27 protein-coding genes are annotated in these 25,660 nt (G+C 69.9%); 14 read left to right on the forward strand and 13 right to left on the reverse strand.

Annotated elements, in window-relative coordinates; translation table 11 throughout:
• Nucleotides 1–291 precede the first annotated feature (291 nt).
• The 4 genes from IT355_03825 (at nucleotide 292) to IT355_03840 (ending at nucleotide 4,639) form a co-directional block, all read left to right on the forward strand.
• The gene (locus tag IT355_03825; GenBank protein MCC7052370.1) at nucleotides 292–1,932 is read left to right on the forward strand and encodes a serine hydrolase; all 1,641 of its coding nucleotides are present in this window, start codon (nucleotides 292–294) and stop codon (nucleotides 1,930–1,932) included.
• A 64-nt stretch (nucleotides 1,933–1,996) separates the two neighbouring features.
• Nucleotides 1,997–2,374 carry a metal-sulfur cluster assembly factor gene (locus IT355_03830; protein ID MCC7052371.1) on the forward strand — a complete coding sequence of 126 codons (378 nt, stop codon included), beginning with the start codon at nucleotides 1,997–1,999 and terminating at the stop codon, nucleotides 2,372–2,374.
• 4 nt (nucleotides 2,375–2,378) lie between these two features.
• Nucleotides 2,379–2,897, forward strand: a complete 519-nt coding sequence (locus tag IT355_03835) for a hypothetical protein (protein MCC7052372.1) — start codon at nucleotides 2,379–2,381, stop codon at nucleotides 2,895–2,897.
• A gap of 89 nt (nucleotides 2,898–2,986) precedes the next feature.
• The gene (locus IT355_03840; protein MCC7052373.1) at nucleotides 2,987–4,639 is read left to right on the forward strand and encodes a family 10 glycosylhydrolase; all 1,653 of its coding nucleotides are present in this window, start codon (nucleotides 2,987–2,989) and stop codon (nucleotides 4,637–4,639) included.
• Between the two features lie 267 nt (nucleotides 4,640–4,906).
• On the opposite strand, the gene IT355_03845 is transcribed toward IT355_03840, so the two are convergent.
• On the reverse strand, nucleotides 4,907–6,124 hold the full coding sequence (locus tag IT355_03845) for a ribonuclease D (GenBank protein MCC7052374.1): 1,218 nt from the start codon (nucleotides 6,122–6,124) through the stop codon (nucleotides 4,907–4,909).
• Between the two features lie 56 nt (nucleotides 6,125–6,180).
• On the opposite strand from IT355_03845, the gene IT355_03850 reads away from it, so the two are divergent.
• Entirely contained in the window at nucleotides 6,181–7,002 is an 822-nt protein-coding gene (locus IT355_03850) for an alpha/beta fold hydrolase (protein ID MCC7052375.1), read from the forward strand.
• Between the two features lie 53 nt (nucleotides 7,003–7,055).
• Here IT355_03850 and IT355_03855 read toward each other — a convergent pair whose 3' ends face one another.
• From IT355_03855 to IT355_03885, 7 genes are all read right to left on the reverse strand, one after another.
• Nucleotides 7,056–7,319, reverse strand: a complete 264-nt coding sequence (locus tag IT355_03855) for a ferredoxin family protein (GenBank protein MCC7052376.1) — start codon at nucleotides 7,317–7,319, stop codon at nucleotides 7,056–7,058.
• 130 nt (nucleotides 7,320–7,449) lie between these two features.
• Nucleotides 7,450–7,758 (reverse strand): ribosome assembly RNA-binding protein YhbY, encoded by a 309-nt coding sequence (gene yhbY, locus IT355_03860; protein ID MCC7052377.1) that lies wholly within the window; start codon nucleotides 7,756–7,758, stop codon nucleotides 7,450–7,452.
• On the reverse strand, nucleotides 7,755–8,294 hold the full coding sequence (locus tag IT355_03865) for a M23 family metallopeptidase (GenBank protein MCC7052378.1): 540 nt from the start codon (nucleotides 8,292–8,294) through the stop codon (nucleotides 7,755–7,757). Before IT355_03865 ends, yhbY begins: the two co-directional genes overlap by 4 nt.
• A gap of 112 nt (nucleotides 8,295–8,406) precedes the next feature.
• The gene (locus IT355_03870; protein MCC7052379.1) at nucleotides 8,407–8,739 is read right to left on the reverse strand and encodes a nucleoside triphosphate pyrophosphohydrolase family protein; all 333 of its coding nucleotides are present in this window, start codon (nucleotides 8,737–8,739) and stop codon (nucleotides 8,407–8,409) included.
• A 232-nt stretch (nucleotides 8,740–8,971) separates the two neighbouring features.
• Nucleotides 8,972–9,430, reverse strand: a complete 459-nt coding sequence (locus IT355_03875; protein ID MCC7052380.1) for a cbb3-type cytochrome c oxidase subunit I — start codon at nucleotides 9,428–9,430, stop codon at nucleotides 8,972–8,974.
• Nucleotides 9,430–9,726: a DUF542 domain-containing protein gene (locus IT355_03880; GenBank protein MCC7052381.1), complete on the reverse strand. Its 297-nt coding sequence runs from the start codon at nucleotides 9,724–9,726 to the stop codon at nucleotides 9,430–9,432. Before IT355_03880 ends, IT355_03875 begins: the two co-directional genes overlap by 1 nt.
• A gap of 87 nt (nucleotides 9,727–9,813) precedes the next feature.
• Nucleotides 9,814–10,185, reverse strand: coding sequence for an Rrf2 family transcriptional regulator (locus tag IT355_03885; GenBank protein ID MCC7052382.1), 372 nt, complete (start codon nucleotides 10,183–10,185; stop codon nucleotides 9,814–9,816).
• Between the two features lie 198 nt (nucleotides 10,186–10,383).
• On the opposite strand from IT355_03885, the gene IT355_03890 reads away from it, so the two are divergent.
• From IT355_03890 to IT355_03900, 3 genes are all read left to right on the forward strand, one after another.
• Nucleotides 10,384–10,770, forward strand: coding sequence for a hypothetical protein (locus IT355_03890; protein ID MCC7052383.1), 387 nt, complete (start codon nucleotides 10,384–10,386; stop codon nucleotides 10,768–10,770).
• Between the two features lie 68 nt (nucleotides 10,771–10,838).
• Entirely contained in the window at nucleotides 10,839–11,402 is a 564-nt protein-coding gene (locus IT355_03895; GenBank protein MCC7052384.1) for a hypothetical protein, read from the forward strand.
• 58 nt (nucleotides 11,403–11,460) lie between these two features.
• On the forward strand, nucleotides 11,461–13,368 hold the full coding sequence (locus tag IT355_03900) for a CocE/NonD family hydrolase (GenBank protein MCC7052385.1): 1,908 nt from the start codon (nucleotides 11,461–11,463) through the stop codon (nucleotides 13,366–13,368).
• Nucleotides 13,369–13,377: 9 nt separating this feature from the next.
• Here the strand turns inward: IT355_03900 and IT355_03905 are convergent, their stop codons facing one another.
• The 3 genes from IT355_03905 to IT355_03915 form a co-directional block, all read right to left on the reverse strand.
• A complete protein-coding gene (locus IT355_03905) occupies nucleotides 13,378–15,660 on the reverse strand; it encodes a hypothetical protein (protein MCC7052386.1) in 2,283 nt (760 codons plus the stop codon).
• An 86-nt stretch (nucleotides 15,661–15,746) separates the two neighbouring features.
• Nucleotides 15,747–16,742 carry a hypothetical protein gene (locus tag IT355_03910; protein ID MCC7052387.1) on the reverse strand — a complete coding sequence of 332 codons (996 nt, stop codon included), beginning with the start codon at nucleotides 16,740–16,742 and terminating at the stop codon, nucleotides 15,747–15,749.
• 2 nt (nucleotides 16,743–16,744) lie between these two features.
• Nucleotides 16,745–17,569: an FHA domain-containing protein gene (locus IT355_03915; GenBank protein MCC7052388.1), complete on the reverse strand. Its 825-nt coding sequence runs from the start codon at nucleotides 17,567–17,569 to the stop codon at nucleotides 16,745–16,747.
• A 239-nt stretch (nucleotides 17,570–17,808) separates the two neighbouring features.
• Here IT355_03915 and IT355_03920 point away from each other — a divergent pair, with 239 nt between their 5' ends.
• Nucleotides 17,809–19,116, forward strand: a complete 1,308-nt coding sequence (locus IT355_03920; GenBank protein ID MCC7052389.1) for a hypothetical protein — start codon at nucleotides 17,809–17,811, stop codon at nucleotides 19,114–19,116.
• A 13-nt stretch (nucleotides 19,117–19,129) separates the two neighbouring features.
• Here the strand turns inward: IT355_03920 and IT355_03925 are convergent, their stop codons facing one another.
• The gene (locus tag IT355_03925; protein ID MCC7052390.1) at nucleotides 19,130–19,417 is read right to left on the reverse strand and encodes a hypothetical protein; all 288 of its coding nucleotides are present in this window, start codon (nucleotides 19,415–19,417) and stop codon (nucleotides 19,130–19,132) included.
• Between the two features lie 38 nt (nucleotides 19,418–19,455).
• On the opposite strand from IT355_03925, the gene IT355_03930 reads away from it, so the two are divergent.
• Nucleotides 19,456–20,481: a helix-turn-helix transcriptional regulator gene (locus tag IT355_03930; protein MCC7052391.1), complete on the forward strand. Its 1,026-nt coding sequence runs from the start codon at nucleotides 19,456–19,458 to the stop codon at nucleotides 20,479–20,481.
• A 123-nt stretch (nucleotides 20,482–20,604) separates the two neighbouring features.
• On the opposite strand, the gene IT355_03935 is transcribed toward IT355_03930, so the two are convergent.
• Nucleotides 20,605–21,060 (reverse strand): hypothetical protein, encoded by a 456-nt coding sequence (locus tag IT355_03935; GenBank protein MCC7052392.1) that lies wholly within the window; start codon nucleotides 21,058–21,060, stop codon nucleotides 20,605–20,607.
• Between the two features lie 321 nt (nucleotides 21,061–21,381).
• On the opposite strand from IT355_03935, the gene IT355_03940 reads away from it, so the two are divergent.
• The 4 genes from IT355_03940 to sufD are packed head-to-tail and all read left to right on the forward strand — an operon-like array spanning nucleotide 21,382 to nucleotide 25,655.
• Entirely contained in the window at nucleotides 21,382–22,092 is a 711-nt protein-coding gene (locus IT355_03940; protein MCC7052393.1) for a helix-turn-helix domain-containing protein, read from the forward strand.
• A gap of 4 nt (nucleotides 22,093–22,096) precedes the next feature.
• On the forward strand, nucleotides 22,097–23,530 hold the full coding sequence (gene sufB, locus IT355_03945) for a Fe-S cluster assembly protein SufB (protein ID MCC7052394.1): 1,434 nt from the start codon (nucleotides 22,097–22,099) through the stop codon (nucleotides 23,528–23,530).
• Between the two features lie 53 nt (nucleotides 23,531–23,583).
• Nucleotides 23,584–24,342 carry a Fe-S cluster assembly ATPase SufC gene (gene sufC, locus IT355_03950; protein ID MCC7052395.1) on the forward strand — a complete coding sequence of 253 codons (759 nt, stop codon included), beginning with the start codon at nucleotides 23,584–23,586 and terminating at the stop codon, nucleotides 24,340–24,342.
• A complete protein-coding gene (gene sufD, locus IT355_03955) occupies nucleotides 24,339–25,655 on the forward strand; it encodes a Fe-S cluster assembly protein SufD (GenBank protein MCC7052396.1) in 1,317 nt (438 codons plus the stop codon). Before sufC ends, sufD begins: the two co-directional genes overlap by 4 nt.
• Nucleotides 25,656–25,660 lie beyond the last annotated feature (5 nt).

A 25,660-nucleotide genomic window follows, 5' to 3' on the forward strand; every position in this document is an offset into this window, starting at 1 on the left:
CGACCGCACAACGCCACCACCCCCCTCCAGGATTCACCCCGGGTAACCGACACTCGCCTCCGGTCACACATCACGTGAGAGCACGCAAACCCGTGCAACGGCTGCACTTGACTCATCCGTTCGGCAGCCCTAGCATGACTTGGGGGGTGGCGGCGGAACGTTCCGCCGGCAGCGTCGTCTCATGAGTGACTGAATGCGTGATTGGTCGGGTCCGCCCGAAACCGGATTGCGCATGCGTGTACGTGTACGCCTTTCCGCACGTCCAGCCGCAGCGCGACAACCGGAGCATTCGTGATCGTTCGACTCGCCACTGTATTCGCGCTCACTGCCACCGCCCTCCCGGCCACACCGGTCACGTTCGGTGACGGCCTGCCGAAAGCACGACCGGAAGCGGTGGAAATGAGCGCATTGCGTCTCGATGCCATCACGCGCGTCGTGCGACGCGGCATCTCGGAGGGCGGATTCCCCGGCGCGGCCGTCGTCGTCGGCCGTCGCGGTTCCGCCGTGTACTCCCAGGGGTTCGGACGCCTCTCGTGGTCCGCCGAGGCGCCGAGCGTCTCCCCCGATCGCTCCGTGTACGATCTCGCCAGCCTGACCAAGGTCATCGGCACCACGACCGCCATCATGCTGCTGTACGATGAAGGCAAGCTGAAGCTCGAGGACCAGGTGCAGACCTTCTTCCCCGAGTTCACCGGCGGCGGCAAGGAACTGGTCACCATCCGCGACCTTCTCACGCATCGTGGCGGTCTCCCGGCCGGCCGCGACCTGTGGCGCCTCGCCTGGTCGCCCGCCGATGCGCAGCGCCTCGTGCTCGACACCCCGCTCGAGTACGCCCCCGGCACCCGCTACATCTACTCCGATCTCGGCGCCGACATCCTCGGCTTCATCGCCGAGCGCGTCAGCGGCCGCAAGCTCGATGAACTGCTGCAGGAGCGCGTGTTCACCCCGCTCGGCATGACCGAGACCTGGTATCGCGTGCCGGCCGGCGTGCGGGAGCGCACCGCGCCCACCGCCACGATGTCGGTCCGCGGCTATTCCCTGCAGGGTGACGTGCACGACGAGAACGCGCATGCCCTCGGCGGCGTCGCAGGACACGCCGGCCTGTTCAGCACTGCCGGTGACCTCTCGGTGTTCGCCACCATGATGCTCAACAAGGGCGTCTATCTCGGCAAGCGCATCATCAGCGACAGCACGGTGGAGCGCTTCACCGCGCGCGCCGCCGGATCGCGCGCGCTGGGCTGGGACACCTGCGCCGGCCACAACGGCGTGGGCTGCGGCCGGTACATGTCGTCGCGCGCCTACGGCCACACCGGCTTCACCGGCACGTCGATCTGGATCGACCCCGAGCGCGACATGTTCGTCGTCCTGCTCACCAACCGGGTCTTCGAGTCGCGTGCCCGCCGCCCGGAACGTGTCATCTCCGACGTGCGTGCCGACCTCGCCGATGCCTCCACCTGGGCCGTCACGGCGCCGGACGTGGCCGTCGAGCTCGAGGGCGACCCGGAGTTCCGGGCCGACTACGCCACCGGCTGGAATCCGGTGCCCGTGGTGCGGACCCGCACGGCGAGCTGCGGCGTGAGCCGCGGGCGTGCCCTGGCCCGGAAGTCCGCCGGACGCCGCGCCAGCCGCGCCAAGGCCCGCCGTACCAGTTGCAGCAGCCCGCGCACCGTGAAGGCCAGCTCGCGCTCCGCCTCCGCCCGCGGCGGCCGCAGCGCGGCATCCGCCCGTTCGAGCAAGGCCGCGCGCCGGTCCACGGCTGCCAGGTCGTCCACGCGGGTGTCCGGCCGCACGGCCTCGCGGGCCGCCAGCCGGGCCTCCGCCAGCCGCTCCAGCTCGCGAGCCCGCACGGCGTCCGCCAGCCGCGTCACCTCCCGGAAGGGCGGGAGCAGCGCTGCTCGCCCACGCCCCGTCGCGAAGAAGAAGCGCCGCTGACCCTACGGTGCGGCATCGGGAGCCCCAGCGGACTCCCGGGCCTGAGTAGGTTATGCACATGCAGATGTCCCCCGAGGAACCGATCGACAGCCCGGATGCCACGGGTGCGTCCGACGATGCCGACCCTGCCGCCGCGGCAAGCGGCGGCGTGACGCTCGATCAGGCCAGGCTCGTGCTCCGCCGGGTCAAGGATCCCGAGCTGAACCTGAACATCGTGGACCTCGGGCTGATCTACGACATCCAGGTCGATGGCAGCGACATCAACGTCGACATGTCCCTCACCTCCCCCGGGTGCCCCTCCGGCCCCGAGATCATGGGTGAGGCGGAGAAACAGCTCCGCACCGTCCCGGGCGTCGGCGACGTGAAGATCAACCTGATCTGGTCACCACCGTGGACCCCGGATCGCATCGAGCCGCGCGTTCGCACGTATCTCGGGTTCTGACCTGATGCGGCGCTCCGTCCATGCGCTGCGGCTGGTGGCGGCCGCCGCGTGGCTCACGGCCTGCGGACCCGCCGAGAAGAAGGAGATCCCCCGCGTCACCACCGCCGTCACGACGGGAGGCGGACCCGCGCCACTGCCCTCCTGCCCGGGGACGGGACACTGGGAAGCCTGCACGGTCTTCGACCGCCTCGAACGCGCCGGTCTCGCGCCGCAGCGTGGTGACACGATCCGCCTCCCGTTCCTCCGCGTCGCGGGACAGACATGGCGACTCGGGAGTGCCACGATCTTCGTCTTCCGTTACCGTGACTCGACCCTGCGCCATGCCGACTTCGTGGCACTCGACAGCCTGCAGGCCAGGCCCGCCGGTGACACAGCCACGCACTGGACGGGTACACCCACCCTGCTGGTGAACGACAACCTGCTCGCCATCCTGCTCAGCGAGAACGAGGAGCAGGTCGAACGCGTGAGCCTGGCCCTGACCGCGGGACCCGCGCCGAAGGCGCCCCCCGCCGCACCGAAATGACCGTCATGCGTGTCCCTGCCGCACTGCGACCACTCCTGCTGCTCACGCTCGTCGCCGCCTGCGCGCGCCGCACTCCCGCACCGGCGCCCATGCCGGCGCCGGCGGTTCCGCCTCCTGTGGCCGCGCCAGTGCCGTCCGAGCGACCACGGACGCCGACCCCCACGCCCGCGGTGCCCGGCGAGGTGATGGTCGATCCGCGCCGCACCAATCCGGTGGTCGAGGGTGGGGCGCCACGCGGCGCCACCTCGCTCCCCGCCCCGCCGGCCGTGGCGCGCGAGTTCCGCGCCGCGTGGGTCGCCACGGTCGACAACATCGACTGGCCCTCCCGCCGCGACCTCACCACCGCGCAGGCACAGGCCGAGCTGATCGCGATCCTCGACCGCACGAAGCAGCTCGGCATGAACGCGCTCGTCTTCCAGGTCCGGCCGGCCGCCGATGCGATCTATCCATCCACGCTCGAGCCCTGGTCGGCATACCTCACCGGGGCACAGGGCCGCGCGCCATCGCCGGCGTGGGACCCGCTCGCCTTCGTGGTCCGCGAAGCGCACGCGCGCGGAATCGAGCTGCACGCCTGGTTCAATCCGTACCGCGCCCGTCACCCCAGTGACCGGTCACCGCTCGATCCGACCCACATCGCCGCCGCCCGCGCGCCGCTGGTGAAGCGGTATGGCTCGTACCTCTGGATGGACCCGGGCGAGCCGGCCGTGATCGAGAAGTCGGTGGCCGTGATCGTGGATGTCGTGCGCCGCTACGACGTGGATGGCGTGCACATCGACGACTACTTCTACCCATACAAGGAACGGGACGCCCGCGGCGCGCTGATCCCGTTCCCCGACGACGCGAGCTACGGGGCCTACACGGCGCGCGGCGGCAGCATGGAGCGCGACGACTGGCGCCGCGCCAACGTGGACAGCTTCGTGCGCCGGATGTACGTGCGCGTGAAGGCCGCCAAGCCGTGGGTGAAGGTCGGCATCAGCCCGTTCGGCATCTGGCGGCCCGGCTATCCCGCCGACGTGCGCGGCTACGACAGCTACGCCGAGCTGTACGGCGACTCGCGCAAGTGGCTGCGCGAGGGCTGGCTCGACTATGCTTCGCCGCAGCTCTACTGGCCGATCGCGAAGGCGGGCCAGCCGTATGGTTCCCTGCTCGCCTGGTGGGCGTCGGAGAACGTGAAGAACCGCCACATGTGGCCGGGCAACTACACCAGCCGCGTTGGGCGCGCCGCCGTGTGGACCGCCGATGAGCTGATCAACCAGATCGCCGTCACGCGACGCCAGGGCAATGCGACAGGCAACGTGCACTTCAGCATGTCGGTGTTCATGCCGAAGGGTGCCGACACCGCACGCGCCGAGCGCGAGCTGCTCGCCACGCGGCTGATGACCGAGGCCTACCGGCTGCCGGCACTGGTGCCGGCGTCGCCGTGGCTCACCGGCAGCGAGGGCGCCCCCGCCGTCGCCACCGTGCGCGAGGAGCGCGACGCCCGCACCGGCGCGACGTTCATCATCGCGAACACGCCGCCGACACAGGTGGCCCGCACCTGGGTCATCGCCCGCTGGGACGGCCGCAACTGGACCAGCGAGCTCCGCCCGGCGGACGCCGGTCCGCTCACCCTCGCCGTCGCCGCCAACGCCGGCGAGGGCATCGGCTACTGGATCAGCTGGATCAACCGCGCCGGCGTCGAGAGCCCGCGCGCCGGCTGGCTGCGCACCTCCGACAACGTCGCCCGCGTCATCGCACCCTGACCTGCAACGCCAACTGCAACAGCTTCAACGCGCACAGGGCGCGAAGGACGCAAAGGGGTCTGCGTGACAGCCGGGCGTCGTGTGCTCGATGAGCGAAGTAGTTGAGGGGAACTGCGGTTGCGGTTGCAGTTCCCAAAGCAATGACGAGGCCCCGATGCGCATGGAGGAATGCTCCACGCACCGGGGCCTCGTTCGTCGCCCACTGCTTTGCGTCCTTCGCGCTCTTTGCGCCTTTGCGTCACGCCGTTGCTGTGGCCGAACAGCGCCTCAGTCGCGATACGGCGAATCGTTCGCAGGCGCAGCGACGGTGACAGTGGTGGGCTTGGCAGCCGCCGCCCCGGAGGCCGTGAGCGCGCGCAGGATGCCGGGCGCGAGCAGGTCGGCCTGCCAGCGGCGCAGGTCGGGCGTCTCGTAAAGCTCCTCGATGGTCGTCGGCAGTCGCCGCGCGATCGTCTCGAGCTTCTCCCGCGAGCAGAGCACCCCCGGGTCGAGCGACAGCGACGTCGCCACCTCGTCGCGCACCGCGCGCAGCCGTGCGGCGCGGTCGTCGAATTCGGGATCCTTCTCCCACCGCGGCGCCTTGGGGAACTTCGGCAGCGAGGCCTCGTCGAGGGCCATCGCGCGGGCGACGCACTGCAGGACCACGTCACCACGCTGGTCGAGCACGCCGCGCGGCATCCCCTTGATCACGCCAAGCGCCTGCTTGCTGGCCGGTTGCACCCGGCAGATCTCCAGCAGCACCTCGTTGCTGACCACCCGGAAGGTGGAGCGATCCAGCTCGCGCGCCACGCCGTCGCGCCACGGCACCAGCTCGCGCAGCACCGCCAGCTCGCGGCGCTTGAGGTCGCGCGCCCCCTTCACCTTCAGGTAGAGCTGCGCCGGATCCTCGGCCGACCACTGGGTCTGCTCCAGGCGCGCGAACTCCTCCGCCGCCCACCCGAGCCGCCCCTTCGCGTCCAGCTCCGCATGCAGGATGTCGCGCAGCGCCAGCAGGTACATCGTGTCCTGCGACGCGTACTGGAGCATTCCCTCGCTCAGCGGCCGCAGGCTCCAGTCCGCCCGCTGGAATTTCTTGTCGAGCGTGATGCCGAAGTGCAGCTCCAGCAGCGCCGCCAGGCCGAAGGCCTTGTAGCCAAGCAGCTGCGCCGCGATCCGCGTGTCGAAGATGTTGCGCGTGGCCCAGCCGTAGTCCTGCCGCAGCAGCCGCAAGTCATAGTCGGCATCGTGGAACACGATCTCGATCGTGCTGCTCTCCACCAGCGGGCGCAGCGAGGAGAGGTCTCCCGTCGGGAGCGGGTCGACGATCGCCGTCGCCGTCCGCGTGGAAAGCTGCATCAGGTAAACGCGGTCCACGAACCGGTGGAAACTCGCCCCCTCGGTGTCGAGGGCGATGCTCGGAGCACTGGCGATCTCGTCGGCGAACCTGGCCACCGCCGCGGCGGTATCGAGGTACTGCATGACATGGCTGGGCGGGCGTGGTGGCATGCCCCAAGGATAACCGACCCGGGCCCGCTGCGGCTCGCGGCATGAGATATTGCGGCATGGAACACATGATTGCCCTTCCCCACGGCACGCTCGCCTGGGAAGCCGCCGGCCCGCATGACGCCGCGGTGACCCTCGTCCTCGTCCACGGCTTCCCACACGATCGCGGCCTCTGGACGGCGCAGCTCGCCGCGCAGGCGGCCGTCTTCCCGCACGCCCGCATCCTGGTCCCGGACCTGCCGGGACTCGGCCGATCGACCCCGCTCCCCGACCCGTCGATCGACGGGTACGCCGACGCGATCGCCGCGCTGCTCGACCACGTGGGAGCCCAGCAGGCCGTGATCGCCGGCCTGTCGATGGGTGGCTACGTCGCCTTCGCCTTCTGGCGCCGCCACGCCGCACGGGTCCGGGCGCTGATGCTCCTCGACACCCGCGCGGATGCGGACACCGACGCGGTGAAGGAGAAGCGCTCCGCGCTCATCACCCGCGTGCAGACCGACGGGGTCGGAGCGGTGGTCGGCGGGATGCTTCCGGACCAGCTCGGCACCACGACACGCGCCAGCCAGCCCGCGCTCGTGGAACGCATCGAGGTCATGCTGCGGCGTGCACCGGCCAGCGGCGTCATCGGCGCCGCGCTGGCGATGCGAGACCGGATCGATTCACGCCCGACGCTCGAGACCATCACGGTCCCAACCCTCGTCGTGGTCGGCGCGGAGGACACCCTCACCCCGCCGAAGGATGCGCAGGCCATCGCCGCCGCCATCCGCGGCTCGCGGCTCGTGACGATCCCTGACGCCGGCCACCTGTCGCCGGCGGAACAGCCGGACGTGGTCAACGCCGCCATGGCGGAATTCCTCGACGTGGCAGTGACCCGCGGCTAGCAGCACGGCCAGCAGGGCCCCACCCGCCACCCCCGGGGGGGCGGCGGGGGCGATCAGCGCGTCGGGCGACCCGGCGGGGTGTCGCTCTTGAACACGTCGCGATTGATCTGGATGTACTTCTGCTGGGCCGCCGGCACGTCTTCCTCGGGGAAGATCGCCGTCACGGGGCACTCCGGCTCACACGCGCCGCAATCGATGCACTCGTCGGGCTGGATGTACAGCTGATCCGGGCCCTCGTAGATGCAGTCCACCGGGCAGACGTCCACGCACGCCTTGTCCTTGGTATTGATGCAGGCTTCGGTGATCACGTACGGCATGTGTGCGATCCGACGATTGAAGGGCTTCTGACTGGGGCGCGACCGGAACACCCGGACGCGGGACCGGACGCCTCCGGCGTCCTACGGATTTACGTCATTTTTCCCCTGACGCAACGGGCACGGCACCGGCTCAGTTCCGCCACGGCGGCACGCCATCCTTCCGCTTCAGGTCCGGATTCCAGCGATACAGCGTGCACGTCCGCCCGATCACCTGCACCACCTCCGCACGGGTCGCCTCGGCCAGCCGGTTCGCCGCCGCCCGCGGCGTCTCGTCGGTAGTCTTGGCCAGCTGGATCTTCACCAGCTCCCGCGTCCGCAAGGCGTCGTCCACGGTGGCGATCACGGTCTCCGTCAGGCCCTGGTGGCCGACATGCACCGCTGCCATCAGGTGGTGCGCCTCTCCGCGCAGTGCCGCGCGGTCCTTGCTGGTCATGGTCATCGCAATGCCCCGGGGAGCTGCAGGAACGGCCGCGGGTCAACCGGGACACCATCCCACAGTCGGCTGCGGTCCAGCACCCGCATGATCTGGAAATGGAGATGCGGCGCATCGGGCGGCGCGTTCCCCGTCGTCCCAACGTAACCGAGGACGTCACCACGACGCACGCGCTGCCCCACTGCAAGATCCGGCGCGTACGCCTCCAGATGCGCGTAGTAGTACACGAACCGCTCCTCTACATCGGTCGCATAGACGGTGATCCCGCCGAGCGCATTGCTCGACAGCCGCTGGATCACCCCGTCGTCCGCACTCAACACCAGCGTCCCGCGCGGCGCCATGATGTCGCTGGCGTTGTGCTGCCGCCCACCACTCCGCCCGGCCCGGAAGGTGTCCGAGACATCAGCGGGATAGCGCCCCAGCACAGGCACGGCCAGCTGCCGAGCCCGGAGCCGCGCGAGATCGTCCTCCGTCACCACCCCCCGCCGGCCGTCGTACAGCCGCTCGTCAGCCGCCGGCCCGATGGCCGGTGGCGCCGGCACGGTGCGGCCTCCCGACGTGGCCGACACCACGCCTGACTCAGGAATTTGGCTGGGCACAGTCCGACATGCTGAAGCCATCACAGCGCCAGCAACGCAGCAAGACAGATAGCGCTTACTTCTCAACGTCGGCGCGACGCGCACTGGCTTCGGCGGAGAAACCGTCAGGGTAGCGTTTCCGGAGCTTGTCGACGTTGCGCTGGGCGACGTCATCGAGGGAGGCGCCGATGGCGGTGGCCATCCCGGCGACGTACCACATGACATCGCCGAGTTCCTTGATGACTTCGTCGTGGTCGAGCGGCTTTCCGTGGAAGAGGTGCTTCTTGAGCATGTCGGCCGTCTCGCCCGCTTCGCCGGCGAGGCCGAGCGCCATGTTGGAGAGCTGGTCGGCGTGGGTGCGAGTGCCGATGGTGCGGGCGGCGAGCTGCTGGTACTCGTCGAGGGTCATGGCGGTCGAGCAGGAGAGGGAGATTGGTGGAATGTGGCGTCCTGAACATACCGGGCCACCCGTGCCGGCCAGAAGTCGGCGATGAGGATCGCCGGGGGCTGCCCGGGGCGCGTGCCGGGACCACACCGGGCATCCTGCATGGCATGCGCAGCCGGGCTCCGGGGGAGCGGACGGAGAACTCCCGGTCAGGCACCTCAGGCGAATAACGTCGTATTGTGGCGATAGTGGCCTGTTACTGCCCCGTAACTGTGCGCAACTTGGCGATCGGTACCACGGCTGGAGCGCCGCGGTCGATCGTGAGCCAGATGCTGACGGCGAACACCCAGGCACCGGCCGCGGCGAGGGTTCCGCCGCTGGCAAGCATGATGCTTCCGGCGGATGCGGCGGCCGAGGAGTGTGCTGACGCGCGTGTGATGAACCCGGAGACCATGAGGAGGAGGCCCGCGTTGGAGAGCCACCAGTGCCAGATGGGTGCGGTTCGGCTTGGCAGCGGTGCCCCGGCGAAGCGTGGGATCACGTGGTAGGCCACGCCGTAGATCATCATCGCGACGAAGCCCAGCACGACGCTGTGCGCGTGGGCGGGGCGATGGACCGTCCAGGCGGGGACCATCGCCATGGCGATGCCCCCGGTTGTCCCGGCCACCAGCCAGGCCAGGCTGGCCTTGAGGAAGGCTTTCACGAAGCCGTCCATCAGGCTGGTCCGTGGGTGAGGGCGGTGAGGGCGGCCAGGACCTGATCGAGTGGGAGTCCGGCGGTCGTGGCGGCGTCGCGGAGGGAGGCACCGGCGCCGCAGCAGGTGTCGATGCCCATGCGCGTGAGGACGGGCATGCTGGCGGGGAGCAGCTGGGTGATGGTGCGGACGCTCATCGTCTCGGAGATGGCCGTGGCATCTCCGGTCGCGGGTGGTGCGACGGCCGAGGACGAGCTGCAGGCGCAGGGGGTGGAGTCCTGGGCCGTGGGAAGGGGGGCGTGGCGGGTGGTGGTCATCTGGGGCTCCGGGGATGTGTCGTGCCGGCGGATGGGTGGGCCGGCGGCCGTGGCTGCGCGTGGGCGGCGGCACGGCGGCGTGGGGGCTCAGGCGATGCGGCTGCCGAGGAGGTCGCGGACGGTCGTGTCGGTGAGTGGGGCGCGCCGGATGTGCTGGATGGCGCGCCAGCGTGTGTGGGCCGCGCAGGGGTCTGCCGGGTTGCAGGCGCCGGCGCCGAGCAGGCAATGTCCGTTTGCGGGTGCGTCGTCGAAGCAATCGATGATGGTGGCGACGCGGAGGTCGGCCGGTGCGACGAGGAGGGAGAAGCCGCCGCTCGGTCCGCGCGAGGAGCTGACGATGCCGGCCTTGGCGAGCTGGTTGAGCGTCTTGGCCATGTAGTTGCGCGGCGCGCCGGTGCGGCGCGCGATCTCGTCGGCGGTGACGGTGTGCGTCTCCGGCTCCTGTGCCAGGACGAGCACGGCCCGGAGTGCATATTCAGAGGTCGACGACAGCATGGCGGTGGCGGGCAAAGGCGAGTTTCACATCTCGATATAATCTTTGTTCGGCTGGTCAGCCGCGCCTGTCCGCCATTGCCTGTTTCTCGCTTCACCTTTCCCCCACGCGCCGCCGCCCCGACCGGTGGCGCGCGCCCTCCGCAGCCTCCCAGGCACCCCGTCATGCCGATCGTCACCATCGTCGCCGGAGGGCTGCTGACCGTCCTTGGCCTGCTCAGCTACTTCATGAGCGTGAGCCACAGCCTCACCGCGCTCATCCCGCTGGCCATCGGCATCCCGCTCGAGGCCTGCGGGGCGCTGGCGCTGCGTCCGGAGCTGCGGAAGCACGCCATGCATGGCGCGGCCGGCCTGGCGTTGCTGGGGGTGCTCGGCTCGGCGCCCGGCGCGGTGGCACTCCTGCGGTTGCTCGCCGGTGAGGACGGCGCCGTGGTGGCACTGGCGGCGGGCGCTCAGGCGGCGATGTTCGTGATCTGCCTGCTGTTCCTCATCCTCTGCATCCGCAGTTTCATGAATGCCCGTGCCCGACGCCTGGATGACCGGGCAGCCTGACGGGCGCATCCCGACTCTGGCATCGCGTGCATTCCTGCTCCTGGCGGTGCGTCACCGCCTCAGCACTCATGGTCGTCGCCGCCGGGGTCGGCGGGTGCTCGGCTGCGGCCAGTGACGAGGCGCCACGCGACACCGCGGTGGCGCGCGTCGTGCCGCCGCTGCCTCCGTTGCCGCCAGCGCGTGACACCGCCGCCAGCATCGCCGAGCTCACCCGTCGCGCCGCCCGCATCGACCAGGACACGCTGACCATGCCGGCGCGCACGCGTCCCGTGGATCTCGGTGCCGGCGCCACCGGCACACTCACCGCGTGGCGGCTCGGGTCCGAGTGGCGGCGCCTGCGCCTCGTGAGCGAGGGTGAGACGTTCCGGAACGTGGACACCTACTGGCGCGCCGACGGCGCCCTGCTCGGGGCGCGGCTCGAGAGCGGTCGGCCCGGCGCGAAGCCGCAGACCGACATCGTGTTCTTCCGTGACGGCGCGGTCTACTACTGGCTGGCCGCCGACGGTCGCAAGCTGAACACCGACGCCCGTTCGACCGTATCCGAGGCAGAGATGTTGCAGCGGCGGCTCGCCGACATCCTCGACGTGCTTGCCGATGACGACGCCGCCACGCGCGCGCCGCCGCCGCCCTGAGCGGGCGGGTGCGGTGCGCACCACCCACCGACCTCCGTCGGGTCACCAGGGATTCCGCATGTCCAGTCCGATGCGCCGCCGCGGCGGCGCGAGGGGCCTCGCGATGCTGCTGCTCGCGACCGGTGCGCTGCCCGCCGGCGGCGGCGCGCAGCAGTCCGGCTCCGCCGCCGAGACGGCGTACATCCGCGAGCACTACACCAAGCGCGAGGTCGTGATCCCGGTGCGGGATGGGACGAAGCTCTACACGATCGTCTACACCCCCCGCGACACCACACGCCGCTACCCGATCCTGCTCAACCGCACGCCGTACAGCATCGGGCCCTACGGCGGATCCGACACGCTCAAGGCCACACTCGGCCCGTCGTTCGCGTTCGTGAAGGCCGGCTACATCTTCGCCTACCAGGACGTGCGCGGCGCGTACATGTCCGAGGGGCGCTTCGTGAACATGACGCCCCACCGGGAGAGCAAGCCGACCCCGCAGGAGACCGACGAGAGCACCGACACCTGGGACTCGATCGACTGGCTGCTGAAGTTCTCGCCGCACAACAACGGGCGTGTGGGGACGTGGGGCATCAGCTATCCCGGGTTCTACACGGCCGCCGGCATGATCGACGCCCATCCTGCACATCGCGCCGCGTCGCCGCAGGCGCCGATCGCCGACTGGTTCGCGGGTGACGACTTCCACCGCAACGGCGTGCTGTGGTTGCCGCACTTCTTCGGGTTCATCAGCGGATTCGGCAAGCCGCGTCCCGTGCCAACGCCCCGCGGCAACCGCCGGTTCGCGTTCCCCACCGCGGACGGCTACGATTTCTTCCTCAACGACCTCGGGCCGGTGGGGACGGCGAACGCGAAGTTCTTCCACGACAGTGTGGCGTTCTGGAACGAGGCGCTCGCGCACCCCACCTACGACCAGTTCTGGCAGTCGCGCAACCTGCGCCCGCACCTGCGCCGCATCCGGCCGGCGGTGATGACCGTGGGCGGGTTCTTCGACGCCGAGAACGTGTTCGGCGCGCTGCAGGTGTACCGCAGCGTGGAGGCACAGAGTCCGGATGCCAGCAACACGCTGGTGATGGGGCCGTGGTTCCACGGCGGCTGGGCGCGCAGCAACGGCCTGCGGCTCGGTGATGCCTACTTCGGCAGCGCGACCAGCGAGTGGTACCGCGACTCGGTGGAGTTTCCGTTCTTCGAGTACCACCTCCGGGACGTGGGCAACGACCCACGCAGCGAGGCAATCATCTTCGACAGCGGCCGGAACGCGTGGACGCGACTCGATGCCTGGCCGCCGAGGAACGCGGGGGCGCAGGCGCTCCATCTCGGCCCCGGAGGCGTGGCGGCGTTCACGGCTCCTCCGACGGCGGCGCGTGCGACCTTCGACCGCTACGTCAGCGATCCCGCGAAACCCGTCCCGTTCACGCAGGTCGTGGCCACCGGCATGCCGCGCGAGTACATGACGGAGGACCAGCGCTTCGCCTCGCGCCGGCCGGACGTGCTCGTGTACCAGACGGCGCCACTCACCGACGACCTCACGGTGATGGGCCCGGTCGGCGTGGACCTCGTCGTGAGCACGAGCGGCACCGACGCCGACTTCGTGGTGAAGGTGATCGACGTCTTCCCTGACAGTGCGCCCGCCGCGCCCGGCGACCGCGCCGGCTTCTCACGCGGGGGCTACCAGATGCTGCTGCGCGGGGAACCGTTCCGCGCCCAGTTCCGCGACAGCTACGAGCGCCCGTCGGCGCTGGTGCCCAACACGCCCGTCACGTTGCGGTGGCAGCTCAACGACATCGCCCACACCTTCCGGCGCGGGCACCGCATCATGGTGCACGTGCAGGGCACCTGGTTCCCGCTGATGGAGCGGAACCCGCAGGTGTTCTCGCCCAACATCGCCTTCGCGGCACCCTCCGACTTCCGTGCCGCGACCATGCGCGTCTACCACTCCTCACGGCTCCTGCTGCCGGTCGTGCGCTGACCGCTGCCGTCAGCGCAGGATCGAACCCCAGAGCAGCGGCTGCGTGTTCATGCTCTGGCCGCGGTACTGCGGCCGGAACCCGAACAGGATCACGTGGCCCTTGCCGACGGTGACGTCGACCATCGCCGCGCGGCCGTTGAGTCGCGAGCCGCCCAGCAGCCACCCCGAGAGCAGCGGGTCACCAGTGCCCGGATACGAGGCCACCGCCACGGCGCGTGCCGGGTCGGTGATCTCGAACGCCGGGCTGTCCTCGAACCAGGCGGCTGGCACCGGGGCCGTCATGCGTGCCGTCACCGGGCTGGCTCGGTTGAGCGTGATGGCCATCAGGGACCCGGGGGCGTAGAAGTCGGTGTTGCGCACACCGGCCAGCACGTTCTTCACCGGCAGCTCCAGCGTCTCGATCGCGTACTCGCTGGCATCGTTGAACGTGATCAGCGTGCCACCGGCCTCGACGAACGCCTTCAGGCTCGCCGCGCCTGCATCGCCCAGCCCGCCGCGGAGTGAATCGGGATACGGCGCGCCGAGGCCGCGGCGCAGCTGGGAGGCACCCTGGTCGGGCACGATGATCACGTCGTGGCGCGCCTTCAGGTTGCCCGCGCGCATCTCGGCATCCAGCACGCTGCGGTACGGGATGTGGTTGACGTCGAAGAGCCACCGCGTCCATCCCTCGTCCATCGACCCGGGGTAGCTGCGATAGATCGCGATCCGCTTCGGCGAACGGGTGCTGAGTCCCGGCACCGTGAAGCGGGGCTCGGGCATCGGCGCGGCCAGTGCGCCGAGTGCCGGCGCCGCGCCGGTGACGGCATCCACCCGCACGCCGAAGAGCAGGGGCAGCGTGTGCGCGGTCACGTCGTACGGGCGCTTCGGCGGGCCGCCGGGATACTCGCTCAGGTTGGGATAGTGCTGCCGCTCCAGCAGCGTCTTCGCATACGAACCGAACGGCTGCCGGGTCGGCACGATGTAGCTGCCGGCGGGCGCGGACTCATAGACCTCGACCTGGCCGTGCTGCAGTGTCCACACCAGCCGCTGCAGCGCCTGCGGGTCGGCCTGGTCGCGCGGGATCACATACGCGGACGGCACGTCCGTGGTGGTCCACGGGTGCGCCGGGTCCATCGCACGATCCGCGACGGCGAGATAGCTCTCGAGCCACTGCCGGCGGTCACGCGCCACCGAGGCGAGCATCGCCCAGGAGGCGCTCGCCTGGTAGGCGACGATGTCGCCGTAGGTCCAGGTGCCGCCCGGCCAGCGGGCCGGGAAGTTCCACGAGGACACGCGGGCGTCGTAGCCGCGCGCGGTGCCGAGCTGGGTGAACGGGATCTCGATCGGCGACGCAAGGCGGGCGCTGGCGGTCTCGGTGAGGATGCGCACGCCGTGGTGGTTCAGCGAGTACTGCCGGGCCGGTGACCACTGGTCGTAGGAGGCGTTCGTCGCGATGCCGGTCTTGCCCTCGGCGATCATCCGCCAGCCCATGTGCATGCCGAGCGCATTGGTGCTGCTGGTGAGCACCGGGTCGATGTTCGGCTCGACCGGGTCCATGTAGGGCGGGATGAAGATGCGGCCGCCGTTGGCGCCCTGCTGGTGGATGTCGTTGACCACGGCGGGCGTCCACGGCGAGTACAGCGAGTCGAGCACCATCCGCTGCTCCACCTGCGTGAACGCGTACCAGTCGCGGTTGTTGTCGTGGCCCGTGTAGTGGTGGTAGAGCTGCGGCGGCTGCGTCCCTTCCGCCGGCGTGCCGACGGTGCTGCGGTACCAGTCCCCCACGATGTCCACGCCATCCGGGTTCTGGCTCGGCACCAGCATGATGATGGTTTCCTTCAGGATCTCGCGCGATTCCGGGGTGTCGCCGCGCAGGAGCCGGTCGGCGATCACGAGTGGCGACGAGAAGCCGCCCACTTCCGTCGAGTGGATGCTCGACGTGATCAGGACGATGGTGCGGCCCTCCGACAGCAGCCGCTCGCGGTCACCGTCGGTGCGCTTGCGCGGGTCGAGGAGCTGCTGCTGCACCTGCCGGAGGTGCTCCAGGTTGGCCAGGTTCGCCGAGTCGCTGATGAAGGCGACGATGAACGGCCGGCCGAGGGTCGTCTTGCCGAGCGTGCGCACCTGGATGTGCGGACTCGCTGCATCGAGCGCCGTGAAGTAGTCGGTGACCTGCTTCCAGGACGGGAGCCGGCGATCGGTGCCGGGCTCGAACCCGAGGATGCTGGCTGGCGTCGGGACCGCGCTGCGCTGCGCGGGGAGCACGGTGGCACAGGCAGTGACGGCGACTGCGGCGGCGAGAAGGCGGCGCATCACGACGGGCTCCGGGAGTGGGAGAGGCCCTGCGGGGGGTCGAGCGCGCTACGCGCGGCACCGGGTGAGTGCTGGCGCGCGGGGGGTCAGCGCTTCTCGATGGTGAAGCCGCTGGCGAACCGGGTGAAGGTCACCGAGTCGGTCATGCGGAGCGCTGCCCACGTTTCCATCGCGGGACGGAAGCTGTGGACCACGATCTCGTCGGTGCCGTCGCGGTCGAGGTCGAGCGTGGCGAGGAGCTCGTGCAGCGGGTAGGACAGGTCGCGCAGCTTGCCACTGCGGGTCGTCCCGTCCGCCCTGACGAGGACCACGCGCTCGACGGTCTCCGGGGTGATGCTGCGCGGGCGGATCGCGATCATCGCGCGGAATTTGCCGAAGCAGCCACGGAGGACGCTCAGCGCCTCGGAGTCGGCCGGCGCGTACCGCGCCACGGCCGACTCGATGGCGGCGCCGTCGCCCGGATCGCAGCGACGGGGGGTGCCCGCTGCGAGCGGCATGGCCGGGTTGCCGCGCCACTCGATCGGGAGCGCCGTCGGCGGCGCGGCGGGAAACGGGGCGTCGAGGAGGGCCACGATGCGCCGTCCGGAGAGGCGGAAGCCGGTGACCCGCGTCGCGGCCGGTCCGGCGCTGGCGTGCAGGGTGAAGGTCATGCCCGCCTGGACCGGGCTCAGCGCCACGACCATGCGGTCGAACGCAGCGCGCGCGGCGTCGGTGGTGCCGACCCCGCCGTCGATCCGGCCGATGTCCATCGCCAACACGCTGTCCACCGGCCGCGCCATGAACCATCGCTGGCTGCGCGGCGCGAACACGGCCCGCTCCCCCAGGCTCCCCGACTCGCCACCCACCTCAGGGTCCGACGGCGCCGGGAGCAGGCCGAGCGAGATGGTGGCGCTGTCGGGGGGCTGGACCCGGATGGTGTCGGGGCGTTCCTCCGGGATCGAGTCCGGACCGGCCGCACTGTCGACGCGCGCGGCGGCGATGGTGTCGGGGCCGCCGGTCGTCCGGGGCCGCTCACCGCACCCCGCCATGCTCGCCGCCGACAGGGCCAGGCACGCCGCGGCGCGGAACGCTCCCACCCGCATGGTCAGCCGAGGTACTGGAGCACCGAGGCGACCAGCCCGTAGCGCCAGGCGAGGACGCCGCCGATGGCGGCCAGCAGGGCGAGTGCGAGGCCGGTCACGGCCTTCTGCCACAGCTTCCGCTGGCGTACCTCACGCTCCTCCCGCCGCTCGACGATGCCGAGCTTGCTGGTGGGGACGCGCCGGGTGTAGCGGTCGGTCCGCATGGCGTTGGCCGTCTCGAGCGCACGCCGGACGGGCGGATCCATGGTGAACCAGAGCACCGTCCGGCCGATGCCGATGGCGTCGCCATCCGCCAGCCGGGTGGACTTCTCCACCTTGTTGCCGTTGAGCAGCATCAGGGCGCCGACCTCCGGGAGGAGGCGGATGGCGTCCCCGTCGCGCTCGACCCGGGCGTGGATGCGGGAGACTTCAGGCTCCTGCAGGAGGATCCCGGCGCCCGCCTCACGGCCGATGGTCGTGACGTCGCTGCCAATCGGGTAGATCCGGTCCCGTCGGGCATCCCGGAGCCAGCCGGTGCCGGTGCCGGCCGCCGCCTCGGGGGGCGAATCAGTCTCATACCGGAACTCATGCGCCCCCATCACGATCACGTCGCCGGCCTGCAGCCGGTGGGGCTCGCCGGTCAGCAGTTCACCGTTGACCGTGATCTCGGCGTCACTGCTGGCACGGCTGATGGTGGCCGCCCCGAAGGACCCATCTCCCATGACCAGGGCATGCAGCCGGAGCAGGTCCGGTTCCCGGATCCGCCAGGTCGCCTCGACGCCGCTGCCGATGGACAGGACGCCCAGTCCGAGGGGCCGGGACTGCTCGCCGAAAATGAGATGGGCCATCTGCGCGCTGAGGGGACGTCGCGGGTCGCTTGTGGAATGCACCCTGCGAATACGATTGTACTGGGAGCAAGATAACCGCCGGTCCCCGATTTCGGGCTCGGCGGGCGACTTCGGTCCGCCTGTCGGGGAGGTAGATTGGACGCTGGCGGACTGCCACGGCAGGGGCGGTGCGTCCGGGTGTGCGCCATCGGCTCGCTGCGGAGTGCCCGCAGGTTCGTTCACAGTTCTTCGGTGCCCAGATGAGTGACGAGCAGTTGCATTCACCGGTCCTCCCGTCCGTCAATCCCGCCGAGGCGTACGCGGCCGACATGGCCCGCCTGCAGCGCACCACGCCGATCGGGCCGAGTGACGACGCCTGGCTGGTGCTCGCGCACGCGCTCACCCGCTTCAGCGAGTTGTCCGCGGCGGAGCTGAGCCAGACGATCCCGCATGCGGCCGACATGCTGGCCGTGAGCGCGGTGGCGATGGGGCTGGCGTCGGAGTCGACGGTGCTGCGCGCGGCCCGCGCGCTGCGCAGCCTGCACGACCCGCGCATCCAGCTGGCGACCGGGTACGACTCGATCACCGAGGTGGTGGTGTCCACGCAGGCGGTGGCGGAGGACCAGGAGGTGGCTGGGGCGCTCGGGCTGGCGTATGCCACGCTGACGGCGCTCCTCAGCGCGTTCGGTCCGCGGATCCGCCCGCGGATGCAGGGGAACGTGTTCGCGCAGCTCGGTCGTGCGGCGCGCCAGCTGGGCGCGAACGACATCGCGCGCGACATGTATGAAGAGGCGATGGTCGTCGGGTACGAGTCCGAGTCGCTGGACGTCGTGGCGCGGGCCGTGCTCGGCCTCGGCGTGATGGCGCTGACGCGGGGGAACTACCCGAAGGCGCGCGAGCTGTTCGAGCGTGGGCTGATGAACGCGGACCGCGCCAAGGATCCGGAGCTGATCCGGAGTGCGCACCACGGCCTGCTCAACTGCGGGCTCGCGTCCGGCGACCTCGATTCCGCGATGGTGCATGGCTGGAACGTGCTGCGGCTGTGCATCGCCCCGGACTCGCGCGCCGAGGCGCTGATGAACATGGCGGAGATCTGCCGGCTCACCGGTGAGCACGACGCGGCGATGAAGGTGTACGCCGTGGCGATGGAGTGGACGTCGCAGCGCCGCGTGCGACTGCACGCGGCGAGCGGCGCCCTGCTTTCCGCCGCGACGAGCGGTCGCAGTGCGGAGGCAGCGCGCTATCGCGCGCTGCTGCACGAGCTGCTGCCCGCCGAGCCCGACCCGTACACGCGGGCCGTCATCGGCCTGGAGTTCGCGGACTCGCTGCGGCGCCTCGGTGAGGCGGCCGCGGCGGGGGCACAGCTCAGCGCGGCGCGCGCGCTCGCTGCGGAGCATGAGTTTCACGAGTTGCTGCACCGTGCGGAGGCGGCAGAGCACAACACGGACGTCGCCCCGACCAAGGTCGAGGCGACGCGCCGTGCCACTCGAAGAACCCGTGCCTACCGTTCAGAGCATTTCCGGATGGTGCTTCACTCGTTGAACGGACTGACGGCCGCGTCGCTCTGAGCGACGGCGAGCGTCAGTGGTTGGTCGCGGCGGGCGTCGCGCGGCGGGCGCTCACCCAGGGCAGCGTCGGGGCGGTGTTCACGTCGGCCCAGGGCAGTGTCGGGGCGGCGTTCACGTCGGCCCAGGGCAGCGTCGGCGCGGAGTTCACGTCCACCCAGGGCAGCGTCGGCGCACGGCCCGTGGTGTCGCCGTCGGCGTTGAAGTCGGCGATGGGCGAGGTCGGGCCATTGGCACATGCTGCGAGGCCGGCGGTGAGCAGCGTGATCGCTGCGACAGTCATGCGGTGGCGGATCGTCGTCATTGTCTGTGTCCTGAAGTGGGTGTAAGCCAAAGGTGCCGATGCCGGCGTCGATCACCGCACACGGTGCGGGCACCACCCTCACCGGATGGGAAACCGTGGGACTTTCGTTGCTCGACTCCTCGCGACAGAACCAGACGAGACCGCTCGAGCGCGTCGTCGCGGCCCTCGTTCGCGACCGGCGGGACCTCGCGCGACTGGCCGAGGCCCTCCGCCCGTCAGTCTCGGCACCGGAGGCGGGGGTGCTGCACACCTTCGACCGCGTAGACAAGCTCGACAGTGCGCTCCAGCGCACTCACTTCGACGTGCTCGTCATCGAGCCTACCGACGCCGACGGCATCTCCACCGAGGAGACGATCCGCGGCATTCGCGCCCGCTTCCCGCGACTCTCCGTGCTCGGACACGTGGTGATGAAGCCCGGCGTGTCGTCGCAGGTGCTCTCCTTCGCGCGCGCCGGCGTGCACGAACTGATCGTCGCCGGCATCGACGACTCGGCGTCGGTCCTCCGCATCGCGCTGCAGCGTGCGGCCCAGCGCTGCCTGACCGAGGAGGTGTTCTCGGAGGTCAGCGCGTCGCTCCCGCGCGAGGCGGCCAACCTCGTGCGCTACTGCCTCGAGCATGCCAGCGAATCACCGTCCATCGACGTGATCTCGCGCGCCCTCGGTGTCCACCGTCGGACGCTCGTCAACCGGATGCAGAACGCGATGTTGCCACCGCCGAGTGAACTCGGTGCCTGGGCACGCATCCTCCTCGCCGCACGCTACCTCGAGATGCCGGGGCGCTCGGTGGAGTGGGTGGCGCTCACGGTCGGGTATCCCTCCGCGAACGCGCTGCGCAACGCGCTGAAGAAGTACACCGGCCTGGTGCCCAGCGAACTGCGTGAGGACGACGGGTTCGCGCGCGCCACGCTGGCCTTCCGCTCGGCGCTGCTGGAGTCGTCGCGCCGCATCGGTCCGATGCTGGTGCGTGTGTCCCACGAGTCACGCCAGCCGCCGGTGAGCGCCACCCGACCCGCCGTCGTTCCGCGCGCCCGTGCCTCGGCCGAGAACAACACCGCCCGCCTCTGACCCCGCAATCCGGTGACAGTGCACCGATTGCGCCGATTCGAAAAAACCGGTGACAGAAAAAACCGGTGACAGTGCCGTATTTGCGCGTTTTCGGTGACCGTGCTCTGCCTGGGTGCTGCCCCGTCAGCGCAAGGCCACCAGGCTGTCGGCCCCGACGAATCCACCCGCGTCGTTCTCCGGGGTGCCCCACTTCACCTGCCTCGGGTAGCCCAGCGCGGGATCGTACGCCACCGTGAGGTGACCGGGATCGTCGCGCAGCTGCTGCCGCACGAACGCGAAGAGACTGTCCACCGCGGGACGATACGCGACCGGCTCATCGGCACCATCCTCGCGCGACACCACCCGCACCACCTGCCCGGCGATCACCGTCACCTCGGCACTGCCATGGGTGACGCAGAAGCAGCTGAGTGAATGCACGTAGCGATACGACGTGATGCCGGCACTTCGCCAGCGTGACTCCGCCGCCTCGAACTGCTTCACGCGTGCGGTCGAGCCGAGGGGATCACACCCTGACACCGCGGCGAGCAGGAACACGAGCATGGCGGCTCGCCGGCGTGTGACCGTGTGCAGGATCGTCATGGCAGCGCCCCCAGGTTCTCGAGCCGGACGCGCAACGCACCCTGCGGACATGGCGCACCGGCGGCGCACCCCGACCGCGGCTGCCCTGACCTGCGGCCGGACCGGTCGCCGGGTTCGGCGTCTCCGCCAGTCGCGAGCGACCCGGACAGCAGCTCGGCGATGGATCGGGTGACGATTTCGGGCATGTCAACGGGTCGGAGGTGGGTCGGGACCGCTGGCATACCCGGATGATCCAGCCTCGGTCACGGTCGCAGCTATCCGGCAAAGGCATTCGTCAACAGTTTTGTTGACGGATTGCGAAACCCGACTACTTTACTTTGCATGGAAGAGATGGGCACGGCCCTCGTCGGGTATCGTGGGATCCAGGCGGAGCTGCTGCTGGCGCTGAAGAAGCACCAGCCGCTCACCGCCCGGGAGCTCGCGGCGCGCTTCGATCTCACGCCGAATGCGATGCGGCGGCACCTCGAGACACTCGAGGCGGCCGGCATCGTGCGGCACACCCGCGAGGTGCGCGGGGTGGGCGGCCCGGTGCATGCCTTCACGCTCACCGGCAGCGGCGAGGCACTGTTCCCGCGCTCGTACGGGAACGTGCTGCTGGAAACGCTCGACGCGCTGGCGGCGGAGCATGGTCGCGAAGGCGTCGCGGACTTCTTCCGGCGGAAGTGGACCGCGATGGCGGCGGAGGCGGCACCCGCACTGCACCAGCTGCCACTGGAGGAGCGGGTGCAGCTGGTGGCCGAGTTGTGGACGTCGCTCGGCTACATGGCGGAGGCGGATGTCGAGGAGGGGACCGGGTTGCCGTTGCTGCGCAAGCACAACTGCGCCATCCGGGCCGTGGCGGAGCGGTACCCCGAGGTGTGCGCGACCGAGGCGGAGTTCATCGCCGAGGTGGTGGGCGTGGCGGCCGCGCGGCGGCAGCACATCCTGGCGGGATGCAACACCTGTGTGTACGTGATGGGCGGGGGGCAGCAGGCGCCCGGCCCACGAGAGTTCGCAACGAGCAACGCCGGTGACCGGCGTGGAGATGCGTGACGCAATGAGCAGCGAAATCGAGGCCCTCGTCGGCCGGGAATACCAGTACGGCTTCGTGACCGACATCGAGGCCGACACGATCCCGCCCGGGCTGAGCGAGGATGTCGTGCGCCTGATCTCGGCCAAGAAGGCGGAGCCGGAGTGGCTGCTCGAGTGGCGCCTGAAGGCCTACCGCCGCTGGCTCACGATGACCGAGCCGACGTGGCCCAACGTCCACTACCCGGCCATCGACTACCAGGCCGTGCGCTACTACTCCGCACCGAAGACGGCCAAGCCGCTCGGGTCGCTGGACGAGGTGGACCCCACGCTGCTGGAGACGTACAACAAGCTCGGCATCCCGCTGCACGAGCAGAAGATGCTCGCCGGCGTCGCTGTCGATGCGGTGTTCGACAGCGTCTCCGTGGGCACCACGTACAAGGCCGAGCTGGCGAAGCACGGCATCATCTTCTGCAGCTTCAGCGAGGCGGTGCACGAGCATCCCGACCTGATCAGGAAGTACCTCGGCAGCGTGGTGCCGTACAGCGACAACTTCTTCGCCGCGCTCAATTCGGCGGTGTTCAGCGACGGCAGCTTCTGCTTCATCCCGAAGGGCGTGAAGTGCCCGATGGAGCTGAGCACCTACTTCCGCATCAACGCGGCCGACACCGGCCAGTTCGAGCGGACGCTGATCGTGGCCGAGGAAGGCGCGAGCGTGAGTTACCTGGAAGGGTGCACGGCGCCGAAGCGCAGCACCAACCAGCTGCACGCGGCGGTGGTCGAGCTGATCGCGCTCGATGACGCGACCATCAAGTACAGCACCGTGCAGAACTGGTATGCCGGCGACGAGAACGGTGTGGGCGGCATCTACAACTTCGTCACCAAGCGCGGCAAGGCGATGAAGAACGCCAAGATCTCGTGGACGCAGGTCGAGACCGGATCGGCGATCACGTGGAAGTATCCCAGCGTGATCCTGCAGGGCGACAACAGCATCGGCGAGTTCTACTCGGTGGCCGTGGTCAACAACATGCAGCAGGCCGACACCGGCACGAAGATGATCCACGTGGGGAAGAACACGAAGTCGAACATCGTGTCGAAGGGCATCAGCGCCGGCCGCGGGCAGAACAGCTACCGCGGCATGGTGAAGGTGCTGCCGAAGGCCAGCGGCGCGCGCAACTACACGCAGTGTGACAGCATGCTGATCGGCAACGCCTGCGGCGCGCACACCTTCCCCTACATCGAGATCAGCAACAACACGGCGACGCTGGAGCACGAGGCGTCGACGACGAAGATCGGGGAGGACCAGATCTTCTACCTCAAGCAGCGCGGCATGAGCGCGGAGAACGCGGTCAGCATGATCGTCGCCGGCTTCTGCAAGGAAGTGTTCAAGGAACTGCCGATGGAGTTTGCGCTCGAGGCGCAACAGCTGCTGGGCATCACACTCGAAGGCTCCGTCGGCTGAGCCGAACGCCTGGACCGAATCCGATTCTTCACACACGCTGCGACGAGAACCACATGAGCATGCTCGAGATTGCGAACCTGACGGCCACGGCCGGCGACAAGGACATCCTGAAGGGCATCAACCTCACCGTGAATGCCGGCGAGGTGCACGCCATCATGGGCCCCAACGGCAGCGGCAAGAGCACGCTGGCGCAGGTGCTGGCCGGCCATCCGTCGTACGAGGTGACTGGCGGCACGGTGCAGTTCGAGGGTGAGGACCTCCTCGAGCTCGAGCCCGAGGAGCGCGCGCACAAGGGGGTGTTCCTGGCCTTCCAGTACCCGATCGAGATCCCGGGTGTCAGCAACGCCTACTTCCTGCGCAGCGCCTACAACGCGATGCGCGTGGCGCGTGGCGGCGAGGAGGTCGACCCGATGGAGTTCCTCGACGTGATGGAAGAGAAGCTGAAGATCGTCGAGATGGACGAGGCGATGCTCTCGCGCAGCGTGAACATGGGCTTCTCCGGCGGCGAGAAGAAGCGCAACGAGATCCTGCAGATGGCGGTGCTGGAGCCGAAGCTGGCGATCCTCGACGAGACCGACTCGGGCCTCGACATCGACGCGCTGCGCGTTGTGGCCGAGGGCGTGAACAAGCTGCGCCGCCCCGACCGCTCGGCGATCGTGGTGACGCACTACCAGCGCCTGCTCAACTACATCGTCCCCGACTTCGTCCACGTGCTGGCCGGCGGCCGCATCATCCGCAGCGGCGGCAAGGAGCTGGCGCTCGAGCTCGAGGAGAAGGGCTACGACTGGCTGCTGCAGGAGGCGGTGGCGTGAGCGTCGCACACTGGCAGGCGGCGTTCGCCGCCCGCAGCACCGCCGGTGAGCCGGCGTGGCTGGCCCCGATGCGGGTGGACGCGATGGCGGAGTTCAGCCGCCTCGGCTTCCCGACCCCGGCACTCGAGGACTGGCACTACACGTCGCTGGCTGCGGTGGCCGAGGTGCCCTTCGGCATCGGGGCGTCCGCATCGGGGACCACCGTGGCCGACCTGGCACCGTACATGGTCAGCGCCGAGTTCCCGACGCTGGTGCTCCTCAACGGCGTCCATTCACCGGCGCTGTCCTCGCTGGATGCGCTCCCGGCCGGCGTGCGCGTGCTGACCCTCGCGCAGGCCTGGACCGAGATGCCCGGCCTGGTGCAGGCACACCTGGGCACGGTCGCCACCAGCGCGCATGCGCTCACCTCGCTCAACACCGCCCTGCTGCAGGACGGCGTGGTGGTGGTGGTGCCGAAGGACGTGGTGACCGACACGCCGATCCACATCCTGCACGTGGCCGACGCCGCCGCCGCCGGCACCGCGCGATTCCCGCGCACGCTGATCATCGCGGACCGCTTCGCGAAGGCCACCGTGCTCGAGAGCTTCATCGGGCTGTCCGACGTGACGTACCTCACCAACCACGTCGCCGAAGTGGTGGTGGGCGAGAACGCCACCATCACGCACACGAAGATCCAGCGTGAGTCGGAGCACGCCACCCACGTCAGCACCACCGAGGTGCACCAGGCGCGCGACAGCCACTACGTGAACTTCTCGATGGCGATGGGCGCGCGCCTCAGCCGCACCAACGTCTACACGGTGCTGGACGGCGAGAACTGCGGTGCCACGCTCAACGGCCTGTACCTCGGCAAGGGCACGCAGCACACCGATCACCAGACGCGCATCGAGCACGCCCAGCCGAACTGCTTCAGCCGCGAGCTGTACAAGGGCGTGCTGGACGGCTCGTCGCACGCGGTGTTCAACGGCAAGGTGTACGTGCATCCGATCGCGCAGAAGACCGACGGCAAGCAGAGCAACCACACGCTGCTCCTCTCTCCCGAGGCCCGCATCGACACCAAGCCGCAGCTCGAGATCTTCGCCGACGACGTGAAGTGCACCCACGGCGCCACCGTCGGCCGCATGGACGAGGCGGGGCTGTTCTACATGAAGAGCCGCGGCGTGCCGGCCGAGACGGCGCGCCGGCTGCTGACGTACGCGTTTGCCGCCGACGTGCTCGAGACGATCGAGGACGCCACGGTGAAGGAGGCGATGGAGCGCATCACACTGGAGCGGTACGCCGGCGCCACCGCCGTCACGGCTGCGACCACCGCCTGACCCGC

It is taken from the genome of Gemmatimonadaceae bacterium (assembly GCA_020851035.1).
In the GTDB taxonomy this organism is placed as follows: domain Bacteria; phylum Gemmatimonadota; class Gemmatimonadetes; order Gemmatimonadales; family Gemmatimonadaceae; genus JACMLX01.

Coding starts and splice junctions, on each gene's coding strand:
- IT355_03830 (MCC7052371.1), top strand. CDS start 1,997: ATGTCCCCCGAGGAACCGATCGACAGCCCGGATGCCACGGGTGCGTCC.
- IT355_03835 (MCC7052372.1), top strand. CDS start 2,379: ATGCGGCGCTCCGTCCATGCGCTGCGGCTGGTGGCGGCCGCCGCGTGG.
- IT355_03840 (MCC7052373.1), top strand. CDS start 2,987: ATGCCGGCGCCGGCGGTTCCGCCTCCTGTGGCCGCGCCAGTGCCGTCC.
- IT355_03845 (MCC7052374.1), bottom strand. CDS start 6,124: ATGCCACCACGCCCGCCCAGCCATGTCATGCAGTACCTCGATACCGCC.
- IT355_03850 (MCC7052375.1), top strand. CDS start 6,181: ATGGAACACATGATTGCCCTTCCCCACGGCACGCTCGCCTGGGAAGCC.
- IT355_03855 (MCC7052376.1), bottom strand. CDS start 7,319: ATGCCGTACGTGATCACCGAAGCCTGCATCAATACCAAGGACAAGGCG.
- yhbY (MCC7052377.1), bottom strand. CDS start 7,758: ATGACCATGACCAGCAAGGACCGCGCGGCACTGCGCGGAGAGGCGCAC.
- IT355_03870 (MCC7052379.1), bottom strand. CDS start 8,739: ATGACCCTCGACGAGTACCAGCAGCTCGCCGCCCGCACCATCGGCACT.
- IT355_03875 (MCC7052380.1), bottom strand. CDS start 9,430: ATGGACGGCTTCGTGAAAGCCTTCCTCAAGGCCAGCCTGGCCTGGCTG.
- IT355_03880 (MCC7052381.1), bottom strand. CDS start 9,726: ATGACCACCACCCGCCACGCCCCCCTTCCCACGGCCCAGGACTCCACC.
- IT355_03890 (MCC7052383.1), top strand. CDS start 10,384: ATGCCGATCGTCACCATCGTCGCCGGAGGGCTGCTGACCGTCCTTGGC.
- IT355_03895 (MCC7052384.1), top strand. CDS start 10,839: ATGGTCGTCGCCGCCGGGGTCGGCGGGTGCTCGGCTGCGGCCAGTGAC.
- IT355_03900 (MCC7052385.1), top strand. CDS start 11,461: ATGTCCAGTCCGATGCGCCGCCGCGGCGGCGCGAGGGGCCTCGCGATG.
- IT355_03905 (MCC7052386.1), bottom strand. CDS start 15,660: ATGCGCCGCCTTCTCGCCGCCGCAGTCGCCGTCACTGCCTGTGCCACC.
- IT355_03910 (MCC7052387.1), bottom strand. CDS start 16,742: ATGCGGGTGGGAGCGTTCCGCGCCGCGGCGTGCCTGGCCCTGTCGGCG.
- IT355_03915 (MCC7052388.1), bottom strand. CDS start 17,569: ATGGCCCATCTCATTTTCGGCGAGCAGTCCCGGCCCCTCGGACTGGGC.
- IT355_03920 (MCC7052389.1), top strand. CDS start 17,809: ATGAGTGACGAGCAGTTGCATTCACCGGTCCTCCCGTCCGTCAATCCC.
- IT355_03925 (MCC7052390.1), bottom strand. CDS start 19,417: ATGACGACGATCCGCCACCGCATGACTGTCGCAGCGATCACGCTGCTC.
- IT355_03930 (MCC7052391.1), top strand. CDS start 19,456: ATGCCGGCGTCGATCACCGCACACGGTGCGGGCACCACCCTCACCGGA.
- IT355_03935 (MCC7052392.1), bottom strand. CDS start 21,060: ATGACGATCCTGCACACGGTCACACGCCGGCGAGCCGCCATGCTCGTG.
- IT355_03940 (MCC7052393.1), top strand. CDS start 21,382: ATGGAAGAGATGGGCACGGCCCTCGTCGGGTATCGTGGGATCCAGGCG.
- sufB (MCC7052394.1), top strand. CDS start 22,097: ATGAGCAGCGAAATCGAGGCCCTCGTCGGCCGGGAATACCAGTACGGC.
- sufC (MCC7052395.1), top strand. CDS start 23,584: ATGAGCATGCTCGAGATTGCGAACCTGACGGCCACGGCCGGCGACAAG.